This is a genomic window from Actinomadura alba, assembly GCF_014323705.1.
In the GTDB taxonomy this organism is placed as follows: domain Bacteria; phylum Actinomycetota; class Actinomycetes; order Streptosporangiales; family Streptosporangiaceae; genus Actinomadura_C; species Actinomadura_C alba.
This window is the reverse complement of the sequence record NZ_JABVEC010000004.1, coordinates 218,184-234,401: the sequence shown is the minus strand read 5'-3', so window position 1 is coordinate 234,401 and position 16,218 is coordinate 218,184. Positions and strand designations below refer to the sequence as shown.

The window sequence follows — 16,218 nt, the reverse complement described above, 5'->3', positions numbered from 1 at the left end:
GCTCGTGCCTATCGGGTGGACAGGTCGAGTACGGCGGTGCCGCCGCTGATGGACAGCACCCGCACGATGAGCCCACGGCCCTCGACCTCGGGCTCCTGCCCGCAGTACGAACCACTGCCGTTGGGCTGGAAGACCAGGCTGCAGCCCGGCCCGGTCTGCGCGGTGCCCGTCCCGTCACGGAAGGTCGCCTTGATGCTCACCTGGTCATGGTCGACCCCGACGACCGCGAGCTCGGTGGGCCCGGACCGGCCGTCGAGCCGGATCCTCGCCCCACGTGACACCTCGACGTGGCACCTCCCGTGCAAGCACGCGGCGGTGCCCGTGCCCTCGGCCGGGCTCGGTGACGCCGCCGCCGAGCGCTCCGGAGCCGGGGTGGTCCCGGCCGATGGGGACTCGGGCGGCCCGGTCTTGGACGGTACGGTCGGGGACGGCGTGGTTTTGCGGGAGCCGTCCCCGCTGGTGCCGCATCCCCCCGCGACCAGGATCGCGGGCAGCACCATGGCCGCGATGGCGGTCCGCCTCGGCCCTCCGATCCACATGTCCCTCACGATCCCACCTGGGGATCCGCTCCGCCGAGGGCACGTCCAGCACCGACCGATCCGAGACCGCACCTAGGGCCGGGCATGACCGACCGGCGGGTCATGCCCGGCCACGACCCACCGGGGCCGTGACCCGGAAGACCCGTGTACGGACACGCCGGTGTTACGGGAGACTGTGACCGATGAGCACCGAACCGTTGGAGCTGACCGTCGCCGACGCCTCCGCGTGGCGCGAGTGGCTGAGCGAGAACCACGACACCCCGGCCGGCGTATGGCTGGTGCTCGCCAAGAAGGGGACGACCCGGCCGACGAGTCTCACCTACGCGCAGGCGCTCGACGAAGCGCTGTGCCACGGCTGGATCGACGGCCAGGCGAGGAGCCGGGACGAGACCACCCACTGTCGGCGCTTCACCCCACGCCGGATGCGGAGTCCGTGGTCCAAACGCAATGTCGGCCTCATCCAGCGCCTCGAAGCCGAAGGCCGGATGCACCCCGCCGGCGTGGCCGAGGTCGAGCGCGCCAAGGCGGACGGTCGCTGGGAGGCGGCGTACGACGGTGCGGCCGCGATGCGGGTGCCGGCGGACCTGACCGCCGCGTTGGCCGCGGAGCCCAAGGCGCGCGCCATGTTCGAGATCCTCACGAGCCAGAACCGGTACGCCGTGCTGTATCGGATCGAGAGCGCCAAACGCCCAGAGACCCGGACCCGTCGTATCGAGGAGTTCGTCGCCATGCTCGCCCGCGGCGAGACGCTGTACCCGCAGAGGCGCGGACTGACCGAGTGACCGCTCGCCGGCCGCGCCGCAGCGCCACGGTCCCGATCCTGTCGGACCTCACTGTGAGACCCCGCACATCGGCGAGACCAAGGACCGGCCTTCCTCCGTTCGGGGCCTCGATGAACCCCACGTCTCCCTGGCAGGCGGGACGCCGGGCCGGGGCCGATCGTCGTGGCGGGTACGTTCGATCGCCTTCCGAACGGGCACATCGGTTGTCACGGAGCGGGGATGCCCCGATTCCGCCGGAGCATCGCGGGGGCGTCCCCGCTGCGCTGCGCTCTCGCGCCCCGCTGTGCGCCCACGCTGCGCTGTGCACTAACGCCGCGCTCTGAACCGAGGCGTGGCGGTAGGTTCACGCGGCGCTCTGCGCCCGGACGTAGCGGTGAGGCAAGTGCGTGGACCTCGGGACACGTGCCCATCAGCCCATTCCATCAAATCGCCGGCGCGCGAACGCGCGCGACGGGGACGGCGCCGCAGGCCACCTTCCGCCGTGATTCGCACGGCGGACCTCCCACACGCCGCGAACAACTGCATGATCACGATCGGAGGGATATCTCCTTGGTCGTGATCATGCAGAAGTTCACCAAGGGCTCGCCCGGGACCGCGAACAACTGCATGATCACGGCGGGGTGCTGCGGCGTAGGGAGATGGGGGCCAGGAAGGTGTTGCGGGGGCCGTCGCTGAGGGGGCCCGGCTCGGGGGCGCGCACCGGCCGCAGCTCCGTGCCGATCGCCCGGGCCAGCCGCTCCACCTGGGCCTCGAGGTCGGACCAGCGGTCGGTCAGGGCCGCGCCGAAGGGCGCGACCGTGAGGGTACCCGCGTCGTGGTCGATCTCCCACACGCCCGCTGCCATGCCGTCCACGATGACCGTGGAGGTGCCGTTGCCGGCCTTGTCGTACACCCGGGGATAGTCGGCCTCGGCGATCTGGCGGAGGCGGCCGGCGGGCGAGGTCGCGTAGCCCATGAAGTAGGCGTCCCAGACCGGCAGCAACCGAACGCACCGGCCGTCGTCCGGATCGGTCGCCGTGAGCCGCTCCAGCTCGTCGGCGACGACCCACGCCTCGGTGCCGTCGAGCGAGACGGTCACGATTTCATCGGCGAGTGACGCCAGTGCGGCAACGGTGTCGCGCTTGGTCCAGCCGGTCCACCACTTGAGGTCGTTCGCGGTCGCAGGCCCGAAGGCCCGCAGGTAGCGGCGGGCGAGTTCGGCACGCGCGACGGCGGGCTCGATGGGTTCGAGCGGAGCGCCGACCCAGTCGGCCCACAGGGCATAGGCGTAGTTGTCGCTGCGCCAGGAGCCGCGCACCTCGGAGCGGACGATCCGGCCGGTCCGGCCGAGGAGCGCCACCGTCATCTGCAGCGCGGACCCCTCGCCCGGAAGGTCCGCGCCGAGCAGTTCGCGGATCTGCCGTACGGTCAGCGGCGGCTGTCCCGCCATCGCGGCCTCGACACGGTCGGCGAAGACCAGGAGCTCCGCCTCGGTCAACCCCGTCCATTTGGCGGTGCGCTTGACGGTCTTGTCCGGCGGCTCCCCCGTACAGGCGAAGAGCACGGGTAGCAGGTCCAGCGGCTCGATGTAGCTCATGCCGCCGCGCATGCAGCGGAGCCGGACCAGGCTGCGCTTCGCGTACAGCTCCTCGTCGAGGTGGGCGAGCCGGAAGTCCGGCAGCCTGGCCGCGCAGGACAGGTAGCAGGTGGGCGCGGTGCCATAGACGCCGGCGGTGGCGGTGACGACGTCGGTCACGCCGCTCCGCCCGGGCCCGGCAAGGCCCTGCTTGCCCAGTACGTGAGCCCGTGCCTGGTCAAAACGGACGGTGGAAGCGGGGGCTGGCAAGGGCTGCTCCATCGTGTCCGGGCGCGCCGTGTTCGAGGCGCCGTGGCCGGGGTCGTCACAGGCATGACGACCTCGGCGGGTCGTCTCGGGCGGCGACCGCTCACCGGGTCGCCTTTGGGAGTATGCCGGTATGACAGGCGAGGTCACGACATATTCGGCACTCGCGGAGCGGCTGCGGGCATTGCCTCCGTCGTGCGGGCCCGTGCGGATCGTGGCGATCGACGGCCCCAGCGGAGGCGGCAAGTCGACCTTCGCCGACGTGCTGGCGCGGTCGCTGGGCGAGGCGCCGGTCGTGCGCTCGGACGATTTCCCCGTGCCCTGGGACGGGGATCCCCTGGCGTGGTGGCCGCCACTGGCCGCCGAGGTGCTCCGGCCACTGGAGGACGGGCGGCCCGCGGCCTACCGGCGCTACGACTGGCGGCTCGGCACCGCCGGCGACCGCGTGGAGGTGCCGGTCACAGCCGTACTCCTGCTCGAAGGGGTCGGAGCGGCCTGGCGAGGGTCGCCGGCCGCGTTCCGGATCTGGATCGACGCCCCGAGAGAACTGCGCCGCCGGCGGGCTGTGGAGCGGGACGGGCCGCACCTCGCGGAGAGCTGGGACCGGTGGAGCGCCCGTGAGGAGGCGCACTTCGCCGCCGACCGCACCCGGGCCCGGGCCGACCTGTTCGTCGACGGCGCGGCGCGGCGGGCGGCCGATCAGGTGATCTCGACCGCGCCGGTCAACGAGCCGCTCAGCGGGCCGACCGGCGGGCCGGTCAACGAGCCGGTCGGCGGGCCGGTCAGCGGGCCCGGCCCCGGGCCTTGAGCGGCGTCGCCGGCAGCGCGGGCGCCGCCAGCCGCTCGCCCTCGTAGCCGTCCACCGTGCCGAACCGCTCACCGGAGGCCCACGCCGCGCGGGCCTCCGCGATCTCCTCGCCGGTACGTCCGATGAGGTTCCACCACATGACGATCCGCTCCTCGAAGGGCTCGCCGCCGAGCAGCATCAGGCCGGTGTCGGAGTCCGCCCGAAGCCGCAGGCTCGACCGGCCGCAGCCCAGGTAGAGCAGCGACCCGGGCGTGAGCGCGACCCCGTCGACCTCCGCCTCTCCCGACATGGTGAGCACCGCGTACTCGAAGTCCGGTTCGAGCGGCAGTGCGGTGCCGGTGCCGGCGGTCAGGGCCAGGTCGGCGCCGACCAGTGGCGAGTAGGCCGTGCCCGGTGAGACCGCGCCGTCCAGCTCGCCCATGATGACGGTCGCGCGCAGCCCGTGGGCGGTGACCACCGGCAGCTGCGCGTGGAACTCGAAGTGCGGGCCGGTGCCGCGGTGGGCGTCCGGTAGCGCCACCCACAGCTGCGCGCCATGGAGTACGCGCGGATGATCACGCGGCGACTCCTCGGAGTGCGCGATGGCCCGCCCGGCGGTCATCAGGCTCAGCTCGCGCGGCCGTACGGTCTGCAGGCTGCCGAGACTGTCGCGGTGCAGCACCTCGCCGTCGTGCAGCCAGCTGACCGTCTGAAGGCCCATGTGCGGATGCGGCGGCACCAGCATGCCGGTCTCGTCGGCGATGTCGTCGGGGCCGTAGTGGTCCACGAAGCACCAGGCGCCCACCATCCGCCGGCCGATGTTCGGCAGCAGCCGGCGGACCCGGGTGCCCTCGCCGAGCAGAACCTGCCGGGAGGTCAGGAGCTCCCGTACCGGCTCGGCCGAGACGTCCCCCCGGCCGCCGCGCACGGTCAGGGTGGACGTCGTGTCGAGGTCGCTCATCGCCCGGCCTGTCCCGTGCCGTCGACGGTGTCGCCCGGCGCGGTGTGCGGCACCTTCTCGGCCGGGATGACGCCGAGCCGGCCGGCCTGGAAGTCCTCGACCGCCTGAATGAGCTCGGCCCTGGTGTTCATCACGAAGGGCCCGTAGTGCGCAACCGGCTCGCGGATCGGCCGGCCCCCGAGGATGAGCACCTCCAGCTCGGGCGTACGGCCGTCCTGCTGCGGTGCGGCCGCGACGGTGAGGACGTCGCCGGCACCGTAGACGGCGAGCTGACCGGTGTGGACGGGGCGCGCCTCGGCGCCCACGTTGCCCTCGCCGGCGAGGACGTACGCCAGCGCGTTGAAGTCCGGCCGCCACGGCAGGGTCAGCCGCGCCCCCGGGCTCACGGTGGCGTGGATCAGCGAGATCGGGGTGAACGTGGATCCGGGGCCGGCGTGCCCGGCGACCTCCCCCGCGATGACGCGGAGCAGCGCGCCGCCGTCGTCCGACGTGAGCAGCGCCGCCTCACGCGCACGGATGTCCTGGTAGCGCGGCGGGTTGAACTTGTTCGCGCGCGGCAGGTTCACCCAGAGCTGGATGCCGTGGAAGAGCCCGCCGGACACCACGAGGTGCTCGGGCGGGGCCTCGATGTGCAAGAGGCCGCTGCCGGCCGTCATCCACTGGGTGTCGCCGTCGGTGATGACACCGCCGCCGCCGTTGGAGTCGGAGTGCTCGAAGATCCCGTCGATGATGTAGGTGACGGTCTCGAAGCCCCGGTGCGGATGCCACGGGGTCCCCTTGGGCTCGCCGGGCGCGTACTCGACCTCACCCATCTGGTCCATGTGGATGAACGGGTCGAGGTCGCGCATCTCGACGCCCGCGAAGGCGCGCCTCACCGGGAAGCCCTCGCCCTCGAAACCGCTCGGGGCCGTGGTCACGGAGCGGACCGGCCGTTCGGCGAGCACGGCGGTGTCCGGACGGGGGACGCGTGGCAGGACGAGCCTGTCATCGACGGTCACTGCAGGCATGGCGATCTCCTTCGCGCTCCTGGGCGTTCCCGGGTCCGATCCGCCCGGCAACGTCATGCTGTCAGACACAACTCTAGTTGAAGATTCAACATTCCCCCTTTGCGCCCGCTCCTCGCCTCGGCGGCTGGAGCGATCTTCGGCATTGGGGCACCCTTGTCGCCATGTCGCTGTCACATCTGCCGGACTCCGCCGAGCCGCATGTGGCCATGGACCCCCAGATCCCGGCCGAGGACCGGCGACGGCTGCAGGAGGCACAAGCCCACCTGACCCCGTCGACGGCCGCTCCGAGATCGGGAGCGCGGGCCCTGCTGGCCTCCGGCGTCGCACCGCTGCTCGGAGGGAACGGCCGGGCCGCCCGGCTGAGCCGCAAATACCACGGGCGGTACGTCGTGGCCACCGACCTCGACCCCGACGCCAAGATCCTCCTGCAGCGCGCCCAGTCGGCGATCAGCACCGTGCTCGACTCCCGGGTCAACCGGGACGGCCTGCTCGATGACATGGACAACGCACTGATGCTGCCCGCGGAGGAGTGGGAGATCGCACAGGCGCTCGTGGCGCAGTCACGGATGTGGGCGGAGCAGCGAGACCTGCGCGCATCGGCTCTGACACCGCTGCAGAAGGCCCGGTTCAAACCACAGCGCGAGGCCCTCAGGTCCGCACAGGAATCGGTGGTGAAGCGCGTTCAGGCACTCGAGGAGTACGCCGAGCGGGCCCTCGCCGCCGACGCCGCCTACGGGCCGGCCGTGGAACCGGCCGTGAGAGAGGACACCGTGCAGGCGCCGCCACCGGACGACGGCGAGGTCATCAGGGAATTCGAGTCCCGCGACGAGGACTACCGGGAACTCCTCGTGGACAACGTCGGGCACGATCTCGCGACCTCCCGGGTCCGCGAACTCGGACAGGACGCCACCGAACTCGAGGCCGCGCTGCGGGAGGTCTCCCGTGCCCGGCGCCGCCTCGGGCCGCCATCGCCTTGAGCACCCGCCGGCCCGAGCACGGCACGTCCGGCCCGCGGGCCCGACGCACGGCTCAGAGGATGTCCACGTCGGCGTGGGCGCGGCCGCCGGACAACGTGGGAAAGCCCGGCCCGCGGTCGAAGAAGGGCGGCGCGCCACGCTCGGCCCGGAGACGCTCCCGCAACGCCGCCGTCGCCGCCTCGTCGACCACCGGTCCGTCGTCCGCCACCGCCGTCTCGCCCGGGACGGCGGACGCGGGCCCGGCTTCGCCCGAGGGCACGGGGCCGTACCCGACGACGACGCCGTAGTCGGCCGGTGCCGCCTCCGCCGAGACCTTGCCGTCGCGTACATCGGCCGCCACCCTGCCCGGGTCGCGGTCCAGCGGGTCGCCCCATCCGCCGCCGCCGGTCGTACGGATCCGCACGACCTCGCCCGCGCGCACGGGCTCGTCGTCGACCAGACCCTCCATCTCGCGCCCGCCGACCGTCGCCCGGAACGGAAGCCCGGCGCGACCGCCGTTCACCCCCCAGCACGACAGGATCGACCGGTCGGCGATGGACATGAAATGCGCGTCGCCGAGCATGCGGATGTGCTTGTCGTAGCCAAGGCCGCCGCGGAACTCCCCCGCCCCGCCTGAGTCGACGGCGAGGCCCAGCCGCTCGACGACGAACGGCCAGCGCGCCTCGGCGAACTCGACGGGGATGTTGCGCGAGTCCGGTACGACATGGATCGTGTCCTCGCCGTCGGCGTAGTAGCGGCCCCCCGAGCCGCCGCCGAGCACCTCCCGCATGAGGTAAGGCGAGCCGTCGCGCTCGCCGTACACCCCGGTGTAGCGGATGGTCTCCTGGTCGGCCGGCATCCGCCCGCCGGTCGCCTTGGCCAGCACGCCGGCGAGCACGCCGAGCAGGCGCAGGATGACGAATGTACGGGCGTTGGTGGGCGCCGGGAAGATGGGCGTGAGCAGCGTCCCCTTCTCGGGGAACCGCATCTCGATGAGGGGGACGACGCCCTCGTTGACGTCGAGTTCGGCCATCCGTTCCGGTGTGTCGGCGAGGTTGCGGAGGACGGGCGCGAGCCACTTCTTGAGGAAGACCCCGTCGGCGTAGTCGCCGGCGTGGTTGATCGGTCCTTTCGCCTGCGGCGACGTCCCGGTGAAGTCGATGAGGATCCGGTCCGGTGTCTTGGTCAGCGTGATCCGCTGGGTGTGCAGGCGCGGCGGGTCCACCCCGTCGTGCTCGGCGTAGTCCTCCCAGACGTACTCCCCGTCCGGGATCCGAGCGAGGATCTCGCGGCGGAACGTCTCGGTGGTCTTGTCGATGATCGCGTCGAAGCACGCCTCGACGGCCTCGACCCCGTACCGGTCGAACAGCTCGCCCAGGCGGCGCGCGCCCATCAGGCACGCCGAGCACTCGGCGTCGAGGTCGCCGGCGAGAGAGTCGGGCATCCGGGAGTTCCGGGTCATGATGCGCAGCGCGGCCTCGTTGGGCACGCCCTGGTCCCACAGCTTGATCGGGGGGACCATCAGGCCCTCCTCGAAGGCGCTGCGCGCGTGCGAGGGCATCGAGCCGGGCACCGCGCCGCCGATGTCGTCATGGTGGCCGAAGGCCTGCACGAAGGCGGCGACCTTTCCGTCGTGGAAGACCGGGACGGTGACGCACAGGTCGGGCAGATGCCCGATACCGCCCTCGGAAAGGTAGACGTCGTTGTGGAAGAACACGTCGCCCGGCCGCATCGTGTCGAGCGGGAAGTCACGGACGATGGGCTGGACGAGCGCGGAGTAGGACCGGCCGGTCAGCTTGCGCAGCCTCCGGTCGTGGATGCCCGCGCGGAAGTCGTGGGCGTCCCGGATCATCGGCGATCTCGCGGTGCGGGCGATGGCCGTCTCGACCTCCCGCTCCACCGACGCGAGGGTCCCCTCGACGATCTCCAACAGGACCGGATCGACCTTCATTGCGTCCTCCCTCACCCCTCTACCGCCGTGATCTCACTGATGCCCGCGCGAACACCTGCGAGATCACGGCGGAGCAGCGCCCGGAGTCACGACGATGCCGCCGTACGGGTCGACGCCGGCGGTGAAGCCGGGATGCAGCGGGAGCGTCGAGCCGAACTCCTCGATCACCGCGGGGCCGCGCAGAACGTCGCCGGGGGCCAGCCCGTCCCGCCGGTAGATCGGGGTGTCCGCCCACCCGGCGTCCCGGCCGCCCTCCGTGTCACCGAAGCAGACGAGCCGCGTACCGGTGCGCGCCCGAGCCGGATCCCCGTCCCCGGCGGGGCTCTTCCTCAGTACGGGCCGGGTGATCGGCCCGATCCCCGAGACGCGCAGATTGACCCATTCGACCGCGTGCCGCGGGTCGTCGCGGTAGCAGTAGCCGTACAGCCGTTCATGGGCGTCGTGAAAGCGCGCGAGGACGTCGGCGCGGAAACCGGAGTCGACCGGGCCGCCCGGCGCGGCCACTCGTACCTCGAAGGCCTGACCGTAGTAGCGCAGGTCGACCGAACGCTGGAACCGCTGCTCCGCTGACGCGAAACCCTCCTGGGCGAGGGTGCGCGCGGCCTGCCGCTCGAGGTCCGCGAGGACGTCGGCGATCGGGGTGAGGTCGAGACCGGTGTCGCGGGCTACGTGGGTCCGTACGTAGTCGTTCTTGACGTCGACGGTGAGCAGCCCGAAGGCGGACAGGTTCCCCGGGTTCCGCGGGATCAGCGCCGAAGGCAGCCCGAGGATGTCGATGAGCCGGCAGACCAGCAGCGGACCCGAGCCGCCGAAGGCCACCATCGGGTGATCGCGGACGTCCAGGCCGCGCTTGACGGTGATCTGCCTGATCGCGTTCGCCTGGTTCCAGGCGCTGATCTCCAGCATCCCGGCGGCGCAGCGCTCGAGGTCCAGGCCGAGCTCGTCCGCGAGACCGGCCAGGCCGGTCCTCGCCGCGGCCACGTCCAGCGGGATCTCACCCCCGAGGAGGTGCGGCGGGACCCGCCCGAGGTACACGTGGGCATCGGTCACGGTCGGCGCGGCACCCGTTCGAGCGCCGGGCGGCGTCGCGCCGCCCCTGCCGTAGCAGAGCGGGCCCGGGTCCGCACCGGCGGAGGCCGGCCCCACCTTGAGCGTGCCCTCGGGTGAGACCCACGCCATCGATCCGCCGCCCGCGCCGACGGTGACGATGTCGATCATGGGGATCTTGGAGGGGTAGCGGCCGACGGAGCCCTCCGTGGTCAGTGTCGGCTCGCCGTCGAGCACCACGGCCACGTCCGTCGACGTACCGCCTCCGTCCAGCGTGATCACCGAGCGATGCCCCGCGGTCTCGGCGATGAGGGCGGCGCCGAGCGCGCCCGCGGCGGGCCCGGACAGCACCGTCGTGATCGGCTGGTGCACGACCTCCTCGGCCGAGAGCACGCCCCCGTTCGACTTCATGACGTAGAACGGCACCGCCGCGGTGTCGCGCGCCCCCTCGGCGCCCGGTCCCGCGTCATCCAGTTCGGCGAGCCGGTCGGCGATCCGGGCGATGTAGCGGGTCATCGTCGGTTTTACCGCCGCGTCGACCAGAGTCGTCACCGACCGCTCGTACTCCCGGTACTCGCGCAACACCTCGCTGGACAGCGACACGACCGCGTCCGGGTGCTCACGGCGCAGTACCTCGGCCATCCGCAGCTCATGGCCGGGGTCGGCGTAGGAGTGCAGGAAGCAGACGCCGATCGTGGCGATCCCCTGGTCGCGGAACCAGCGCGCCACGGCGATCGCCCCGTCCTCGTCGAACGGCCGGAGCTCCGCACCGGTGTGGTCGAGCCGCCCGCCGACGGTCTTCACCCGGTGTACGGGGACGATGCGCGGCGGCTTCACCCAGAAGTAGGAGTTCCCGTAGCCGTCGGGCACACTCTGCCGGCCGATCTCCAGGACGAACTCGAAGCCCTCGGTGGTGACGAAGCCGAGGTCCTCGATGCGGTCCTCGAGCAACTGGTTGGTCGCGACGGTGGTGCCGTGCGACACCGCGGCGAGATCGGGACCGCTCGCGCCGAGCAGGGCAAGCCCCTTCCGCACCCCGGCCATGAACCCCTCGGCGGGGTCGGCTGGAGTGGACGGCGTCTTCGTGGTGACCACCTCGCCCGTCGCCTCGTCCAGGGCGACCACGTCGGTGAACGTGCCGCCGGTGTCGATGCCGATCCGGATGCGCATGGCACCAAGGTCTACCCTCCGCCCACGGTCCGCGGAACCGTCGACATCTGCCAACGGATCCGCAGATCTTCGGCGACTCTGCCGTCTGATGCGGTCCTCCCCCGGAGTGCGCATGAGGGCCTGGATAGGGTTGCGGGCACCGAACCACTCCATCAATCGACCCAGCCAGGAGCCTTGCGATGGCGCTTGAAAGGCCCGAGATCGACTTCCCCGAGGGCTCCCCGCCCGCCAACCTCGACATCACCGACATCGTGGTGGGAGACGGAGCGGAGGCCACGCACGGCTCCAACGTCACCGTCCACTACGTCGGCGTCTCCTTCTCCACCGGCGAGGAGTTCGACGCGTCGTGGAACCGCGGCCAGCCGTTCCAGTTCCCACTCGGCGGCAAGCGGGTCATCGCCGGATGGGACCTCGGTGTCAAGGGCATGAAGGTCGGCGGACGGCGCAAGCTCGTCATACCGCCGCACCTCGGATACGGCAACCGCGGCTCGGGCAACGCCATCAAGCCCGGCGAGACCCTCATCTTCGTGGTCGACCTGCTGTCCGTGAACTGATCCGGTACGCCCGGCGGGGCATGGCGGGCAGGACGCTCGGACCGATTCGTCCATCCCGGCCATGTCCCGCGCGGGCGCGCCCCGCCGCGGCTAGAGCCAGAAGGTGTCATGGCGGAAATAGAACTCCGCGAGTTCTTCGTCGCTGGGCCGTCCCGACACGGCGAATTCCGCGAGGCCCTCGAAGTAACCCTCTCGTGGCGCCCCTGGCGCGAAGTGCAGCAGCATCGACGCCGGCTCACCCGACTCGTTGCGGAACGCGTGGATCCCGCCCTCGGGGACGTGCACGAAGTCACCCGGCCTGGTGTCGATCCAGCGGGTGCCGTCGTAGATGCGCACCGTCCCGGCGAGGATGAAGAACGACTCCGAGATCGACTTGTGGAAGTGCGCGTCCGGGCCGCTCGGCTCCGGTCCCATCTCCCAGCGGTAGAGGCCGAACTGGCCGTTCGTCGAAGCGCCGGCCGCCAGGTAGTGCACCGTGTTGCCGGACTGGTACGTCAGCTCGGGCGGATGATCCGCGGCGCGGTAGGTGGCGCTGATCTCCCCCTTGTCGCCGAGGTAACGCGGTTCTGGATACGTCATGACCTATCCCCCATGGGCCTGCGAGTAGCGACACTGCATCCCAAAGCATGGCGCAGTACCGGACCGCTCCCGGTCACCCGGGGCACCGGGCCGGGCTCGCCCACCGCGACGGTCGCATCGCGGTCATCACGGCCGGAAGCGCGTCCCACCGTGACGGTGGTCCGTTGGCCCGGCCGGTCCCCACGGCCGTCATGTCCGGCGGCGAGACACGGCGGTCCCCACGGCCGTCATGTCCGGCGGCGAGACCGCCGTCCCAGCAGAAAGCCCATGGCGACGCCCGCGAGCGCGACGACGCCGCCGCTGCCGAACGCGACGGCCATCGGCAACGTCGCCGGCTCAGACCGCCGGGGCGCCTCGTACACCGTGCCGGCCGCGGGGACCGGCTCGGACCGCGACGCGGGTACGGAGGGTGGCGCCGAAGGGGGCATCGCCTCCGCCGCCAGTACCGGCACCGTGAGCGTGCGCTCGACGGCCGCGAAGAACTCGCCTGCGGTCCGCTTCGCCACCGAACCGAGCATCCGCTGGCCGACTCCGCCGATCATCCCGCCGACCGTCGCGTCGGCGTCATAGTGCACCTGGGTGCCGCCGTCCCCCTCCGACAGCCGGACCTGTACGACGGCGTCGATCGTGCCGGGGGCACCCTGTCCCTGGGCGCGCAGCACGAACGCGTGTGGCGGCTCAGGCTCGGAGAGGGCGACCCGCCCGACGTAGGTGCCCTTGATCGAGGCGACGCCGGCAATGATCGTCATGTTGTAGGTATCCGTGCCTGTGGCTTCCAGGACCTGGCATCCGGGGATGGCGCGGACGAGTACGGCGGGGTCTCGCAGGGCCTCCCAGACCCGTGGAAGCGGCGCGGCGACCGTGGCACTGCCGTTCACCTTCATGGGGCGACACTAGGGAACGCGCCCGACGGCGTGAACGGGCAACACCTGCCGAGCACGGACCGGTTCATTGGCAAGTGTCTCCTTTCGCGTGGCTGATCTCGCTGACCGTTCAATGATGTGCGAACCTGCCCCTGCGCGCACGCGTCAACCCAGGTGTCCGTGACCCCGTCGCTTCGAGAGGCTCCGCAGATGCGAGGCAGGTTCCCAGTGATCTCATGCGTGATCGCCGCCGTGCTGGGGGTGAGCGCGGGCGCGTGGCCGGAGGTCGAGGGACGGACGACGAACGACACGCAGCCGTCGCTGCGGACGCGGTTGCCGGCCATGTTCGCCGACCAGCGGTGGCCGAAGCCGAAGCCGGGCTCGTGGACTCCGCCGCAGAAGAGCGGCGACGGCCTGCCTGCGGTCTTCAACCGGATCCGGACTCAGGACAAGGTCGTGTTCCTCACCATCGACGACGGCTACGAATACGACGCCGCCTTCGTCGACCTCGTGCGAAGACAGCGGGTGCCCATCCTCACCTTCCTGACGACGAGCTACGTCAAGGGCCACGGCCAGTACTTCTGGGCGCTGCGCAACGCGGGTTCACAGATGGAGAACCACACCGTCAGCCATCCCGACCTGGCCGCTCTGCCGGCGGAGGCGCAGAAACGGGAGATCTGCCGGTCGTCCGACACCATCACCGCGCAGTACGGCCGGCGGCCACAGATACTCCGGCCGCCGTTCGGCAGCTTCAACCAGACCACCCGGCAGGCCGCCCGGGACTGCGGCATAAAGTCGATCATGCTGTGGTCCGCGGAGTACTACAACGGCACCAGCTCACCCCGGGGCGTTCGCGGCGAGTTCGTCCGAAGCGACGGCGGCAAGGGCTTCGCGCCGGGCGACATCGTGCTCATGCATTACCGCAAGGGCCTCGCCAAGGACTTCACCACGATCCTCGGCTGGATCAGGGAACAGGGCTTCCGGCCCGCGGCGGTCGAGAACTACGTGCCGAAGTCGCTCGGCGGCAACGCACCGGACGCCGTGGCGGCGACGAGCTAGATCGCCAAAGGGTCGCGAGCCCGAGGGGAACGGCACTAGTGTTCACACGCCGGCGGGATTGACGGTCCCCCGCTCCCCCAGCAATCCCGCCGGCGCCAGGACATCTCGGGCGGACCGGCCGGAGAAGCGAACGACCGCGGAAGACCTGCGTCAAGAGGCCGGCCGGCCGGCGTGACGTCGCTCCCTGTGGAGGGACTCGGCGCCGCCCGCCGCCGCGCGGCGCCGCAACCGGAATATCTCGTCCGGTGAGATGGGCATCGCGTCGACGCGGAAACCCTCGGCGTCCTCGATCGCCGCGGCGATCACCGCCGCGTCGTAGACCATCCGAAACCGAACGCCGCCAAGCACTGCCGCACTGGCTACACACCGACGATCACCACCGCGGCCACACCGCACTCCACGGCCGACCACCCGCCAGCCGTCGACCCAACCTCACGGGACAGAACACCGACCGCGGCCGGACGGCCTGACCGCTCGCCGGCGTACCAGTCCGCTGGTGTGGACGCTCCGGCCCGGATCCGCCGCATGTCGAGGTGGCCAGGTTGTCCCGAGCCGTCCGCGTACACATGAGAGCCAGGAAGAAGAAGCACCTCATCAGCAGGAATAGTGTGGTCGCATCGAAGAGGCGCTACTGAGCGAGTTCATGCTGTAACTTCGCGCGACATGCCGCCCCCCGTCATGACGCCATCAACCAGTTGTTCCGTGATGGGCCTGAGCTTGCCGTGGAGGTCCTTCGTGATCTGAAGGGCGTCGAGGTGCCCACGGCGGTGCCGGTGCGGCTGGAGAGCAATGACTTCAATGACCGGCCGTCGAAGGATTTCCAGCCGGACACGGTGATCACGGTGGGTGCGCCCCAGACGCCGGTGCACGGGATCATCGTGGAGGTTCAGCACGAAAAGACCGAGTCCAAGCGCAGGCAGTTACCGCGTTATGCCGCGGCGCTGTGGCTGCTGCTGCGCCGCCCCGTGACCGTGCTGTGCATGTGTCCCAATGCCGAGGCGGCGGCGTATTTCGCCGAGCCGACCCCCACCGAGCTGCCCGGCTACGTGTTCCGAGCCGTGGTGCTGGGGCCGGATGACGTTCCGATCATCACCGACGCCGACGAGGCCGCGGCTCATCCCGAGCTCGCGGCGATGTCGGTGATGGTGCACGGGCGAAAGCCCCAGGTGGCGGAGGCGTTCGTGGGGGCGCTGGAGATCCTGAAGCCCGAACACGCTCCGCAGTACTATGAGTACGCATACAGCATGGCCGCGCCGGCGGTACAACGCATCCTGGAGGAGCTCATGTCATCTGCCACCTGGCCGGTCTACAGCCCCTTCGCCCGCGAACACTACGGACGCGGCAAAGACGAAGGCCTGGCCGAAGGCCGAGCAGAAGGCGAGGCCCAGGCGCTGTTGAGAGTCCTGGCCGCCCGGCGCATCGACGTACCCGAAGACGCCCGAACCCGCATCCGGCAGTGCACCGACCAGCGGCAACTCGACACCTGGCTCGACCGCGCCGCCGTCGCCACCTCCATCACCGACCTGTTCGACTCAAGCGGCGGCTGAACCGCGGGCTCTGAGACGCCGCCGCGGCCCCCACGCCTCCGGGCGCGGAAGAAGATGACCCCCGGTTCGGCGCAAGAGCAGCAGGTCTGTGAACGGCACCAGCTCATCCTGTGTCGAAGTGGCCCAGATCCCCGAACCATTTGGCGTGCGAGACAGCAAGAACCCAACGCAGGCCGCCTGTCGCTGTCGATGGACGACTTGCCCATCTGCTCGCCGGGTGAAGCGGAGCGAACTCGACTTCCGACGCCGCACGCCACGGGCCCTCACCCACCGGATCCGCCAGTCCCTGGGGGACGCAAAGTCGATGGGTTAGAGGTGGTCCCACCGGTACGTCGGCTGGCCGTACTGAAAGGCGATGTCGTTCCACAGATCGACGAACATCCGCTTCGCGGTGGTGGCGGCGTAGTTGGCCGCGGTGATGGTGGAATCCGTGTAGGCACTCGTACAGTTCGGCCGCTGAGCCCAGGCCAGGTACTTCTGATCGGCGTCGAGCGTGACCTGGAGCATGGATACCAGCGCCTGCTTTAGCCACTCACCATCCGGTATCGCGTCAGTCCGCAAATTCTGCGCCTGCTGAACATGGGCGGTCCGGTC

The 16,218-nt window shown here is 70.9% G+C and carries 16 protein-coding genes and 1 pseudogene; 7 read left to right on the top strand and 10 right to left on the bottom strand.

Annotated features, from left to right (window positions below; genetic code table 11):
* Positions 1-8: 8 nt before the first annotated feature.
* Positions 9-548 (bottom strand): hypothetical protein, encoded by a 540-nt coding sequence (locus tag HKK74_RS08380; protein WP_187242501.1) that lies wholly within the window; start codon positions 546-548, stop codon positions 9-11.
* Between the two features lie 173 nt (positions 549-721).
* Here HKK74_RS08380 and HKK74_RS08375 point away from each other — a divergent pair, with 173 nt between their 5' ends.
* Complete coding sequence (locus HKK74_RS08375) at positions 722-1,321, top strand: YdeI/OmpD-associated family protein (protein ID WP_187242500.1); 600 nt, start codon at positions 722-724, stop codon at positions 1,319-1,321.
* A gap of 610 nt (positions 1,322-1,931) precedes the next feature.
* Here HKK74_RS08375 and HKK74_RS08370 read toward each other — a convergent pair.
* On the bottom strand, positions 1,932-3,056 hold the full coding sequence (locus HKK74_RS08370; RefSeq protein ID WP_187242499.1) for a winged helix DNA-binding domain-containing protein: 1,125 nt from the start codon (positions 3,054-3,056) through the stop codon (positions 1,932-1,934).
* Positions 3,057-3,276: 220 nt separating this feature from the next.
* Between HKK74_RS08370 and HKK74_RS08365 the strand changes: the two genes are divergently transcribed.
* The gene (locus tag HKK74_RS08365) at positions 3,277-3,951 is read left to right on the top strand and encodes a uridine kinase family protein (protein WP_187242498.1); all 675 of its coding nucleotides are present in this window, start codon (positions 3,277-3,279) and stop codon (positions 3,949-3,951) included.
* On the opposite strand, the gene HKK74_RS08360 is transcribed toward HKK74_RS08365, so the two are convergent.
* Together HKK74_RS08360 and HKK74_RS08355 are read right to left on the bottom strand one after the other, a co-directional pair.
* A complete protein-coding gene (locus HKK74_RS08360; RefSeq protein WP_187242497.1) occupies positions 3,926-4,891 on the bottom strand; it encodes a pirin family protein in 966 nt (321 codons plus the stop codon). The genes HKK74_RS08365 and HKK74_RS08360 overlap by 26 nt on opposite strands.
* Positions 4,888-5,898: a pirin family protein gene (locus tag HKK74_RS08355; protein ID WP_187242496.1), complete on the bottom strand. Its 1,011-nt coding sequence runs from the start codon at positions 5,896-5,898 to the stop codon at positions 4,888-4,890. The genes HKK74_RS08360 and HKK74_RS08355 overlap by 4 nt, the downstream gene beginning before the upstream one ends.
* Before the next feature lie 161 nt (positions 5,899-6,059).
* On the opposite strand from HKK74_RS08355, the gene HKK74_RS08350 reads away from it, so the two are divergent.
* Positions 6,060-6,875: a hypothetical protein gene (locus HKK74_RS08350; protein ID WP_187242495.1), complete on the top strand. Its 816-nt coding sequence runs from the start codon at positions 6,060-6,062 to the stop codon at positions 6,873-6,875.
* A gap of 52 nt (positions 6,876-6,927) precedes the next feature.
* On the opposite strand, the gene HKK74_RS08345 is transcribed toward HKK74_RS08350, so the two are convergent.
* Together HKK74_RS08345 and HKK74_RS08340 are read right to left on the bottom strand one after the other, a co-directional pair.
* On the bottom strand, positions 6,928-8,805 hold the full coding sequence (locus tag HKK74_RS08345; RefSeq protein ID WP_187242494.1) for a hydantoinase B/oxoprolinase family protein: 1,878 nt from the start codon (positions 8,803-8,805) through the stop codon (positions 6,928-6,930).
* A 63-nt stretch (positions 8,806-8,868) separates the two neighbouring features.
* Positions 8,869-11,022, bottom strand: a complete 2,154-nt coding sequence (locus HKK74_RS08340) for a hydantoinase/oxoprolinase family protein (protein WP_187242493.1) — start codon at positions 11,020-11,022, stop codon at positions 8,869-8,871.
* A gap of 179 nt (positions 11,023-11,201) precedes the next feature.
* Here HKK74_RS08340 and HKK74_RS08335 point away from each other — a divergent pair, with 179 nt between their 5' ends.
* Complete coding sequence (locus HKK74_RS08335) at positions 11,202-11,576, top strand: FKBP-type peptidyl-prolyl cis-trans isomerase (RefSeq protein ID WP_187242492.1); 375 nt, start codon at positions 11,202-11,204, stop codon at positions 11,574-11,576.
* Between the two features lie 90 nt (positions 11,577-11,666).
* Here the strand turns inward: HKK74_RS08335 and HKK74_RS08330 are convergent, their stop codons facing one another.
* Both HKK74_RS08330 and HKK74_RS08325 read right to left on the bottom strand, forming a co-directional pair.
* Entirely contained in the window at positions 11,667-12,155 is a 489-nt protein-coding gene (locus HKK74_RS08330; protein WP_187242491.1) for a cupin domain-containing protein, read from the bottom strand.
* 227 nt (positions 12,156-12,382) lie between these two features.
* Complete coding sequence (locus HKK74_RS08325) at positions 12,383-13,039, bottom strand: SRPBCC family protein (protein ID WP_187242490.1); 657 nt, start codon at positions 13,037-13,039, stop codon at positions 12,383-12,385.
* A gap of 189 nt (positions 13,040-13,228) precedes the next feature.
* Here HKK74_RS08325 and HKK74_RS08320 point away from each other — a divergent pair, with 189 nt between their 5' ends.
* On the top strand, positions 13,229-14,077 hold the full coding sequence (locus HKK74_RS08320; protein ID WP_187242489.1) for a polysaccharide deacetylase family protein: 849 nt from the start codon (positions 13,229-13,231) through the stop codon (positions 14,075-14,077).
* Positions 14,078-14,227: 150 nt separating this feature from the next.
* Here HKK74_RS08320 and HKK74_RS08315 read toward each other — a convergent pair whose 3' ends face one another.
* Positions 14,228-14,401 carry a hypothetical protein gene (locus HKK74_RS08315; RefSeq protein WP_187242612.1) on the bottom strand — a complete coding sequence of 58 codons (174 nt, stop codon included), beginning with the start codon at positions 14,399-14,401 and terminating at the stop codon, positions 14,228-14,230.
* A gap of 431 nt (positions 14,402-14,832) precedes the next feature.
* Between HKK74_RS08315 and HKK74_RS08310 the strand changes: the two genes are divergently transcribed.
* Both HKK74_RS08310 and HKK74_RS08305 read left to right on the top strand, forming a co-directional pair.
* Entirely contained in the window at positions 14,833-15,624 is a 792-nt protein-coding gene (locus HKK74_RS08310) for a hypothetical protein (RefSeq protein ID WP_312881340.1), read from the top strand.
* An 82-nt stretch (positions 15,625-15,706) separates the two neighbouring features.
* Positions 15,707-15,937 (top strand): annotated as a pseudogene (locus tag HKK74_RS08305) (DUF397 domain-containing protein); the annotation flags it as partial.
* Here HKK74_RS08305 and HKK74_RS08300 read toward each other — a convergent pair.
* Positions 15,934-16,131 (bottom strand): hypothetical protein, encoded by a 198-nt coding sequence (locus HKK74_RS08300; protein ID WP_187242487.1) that lies wholly within the window; start codon positions 16,129-16,131, stop codon positions 15,934-15,936. The pseudogene HKK74_RS08305 and the gene HKK74_RS08300 sit on opposite strands and share 4 nt — an antisense overlap.
* Positions 16,132-16,218 lie beyond the last annotated feature (87 nt).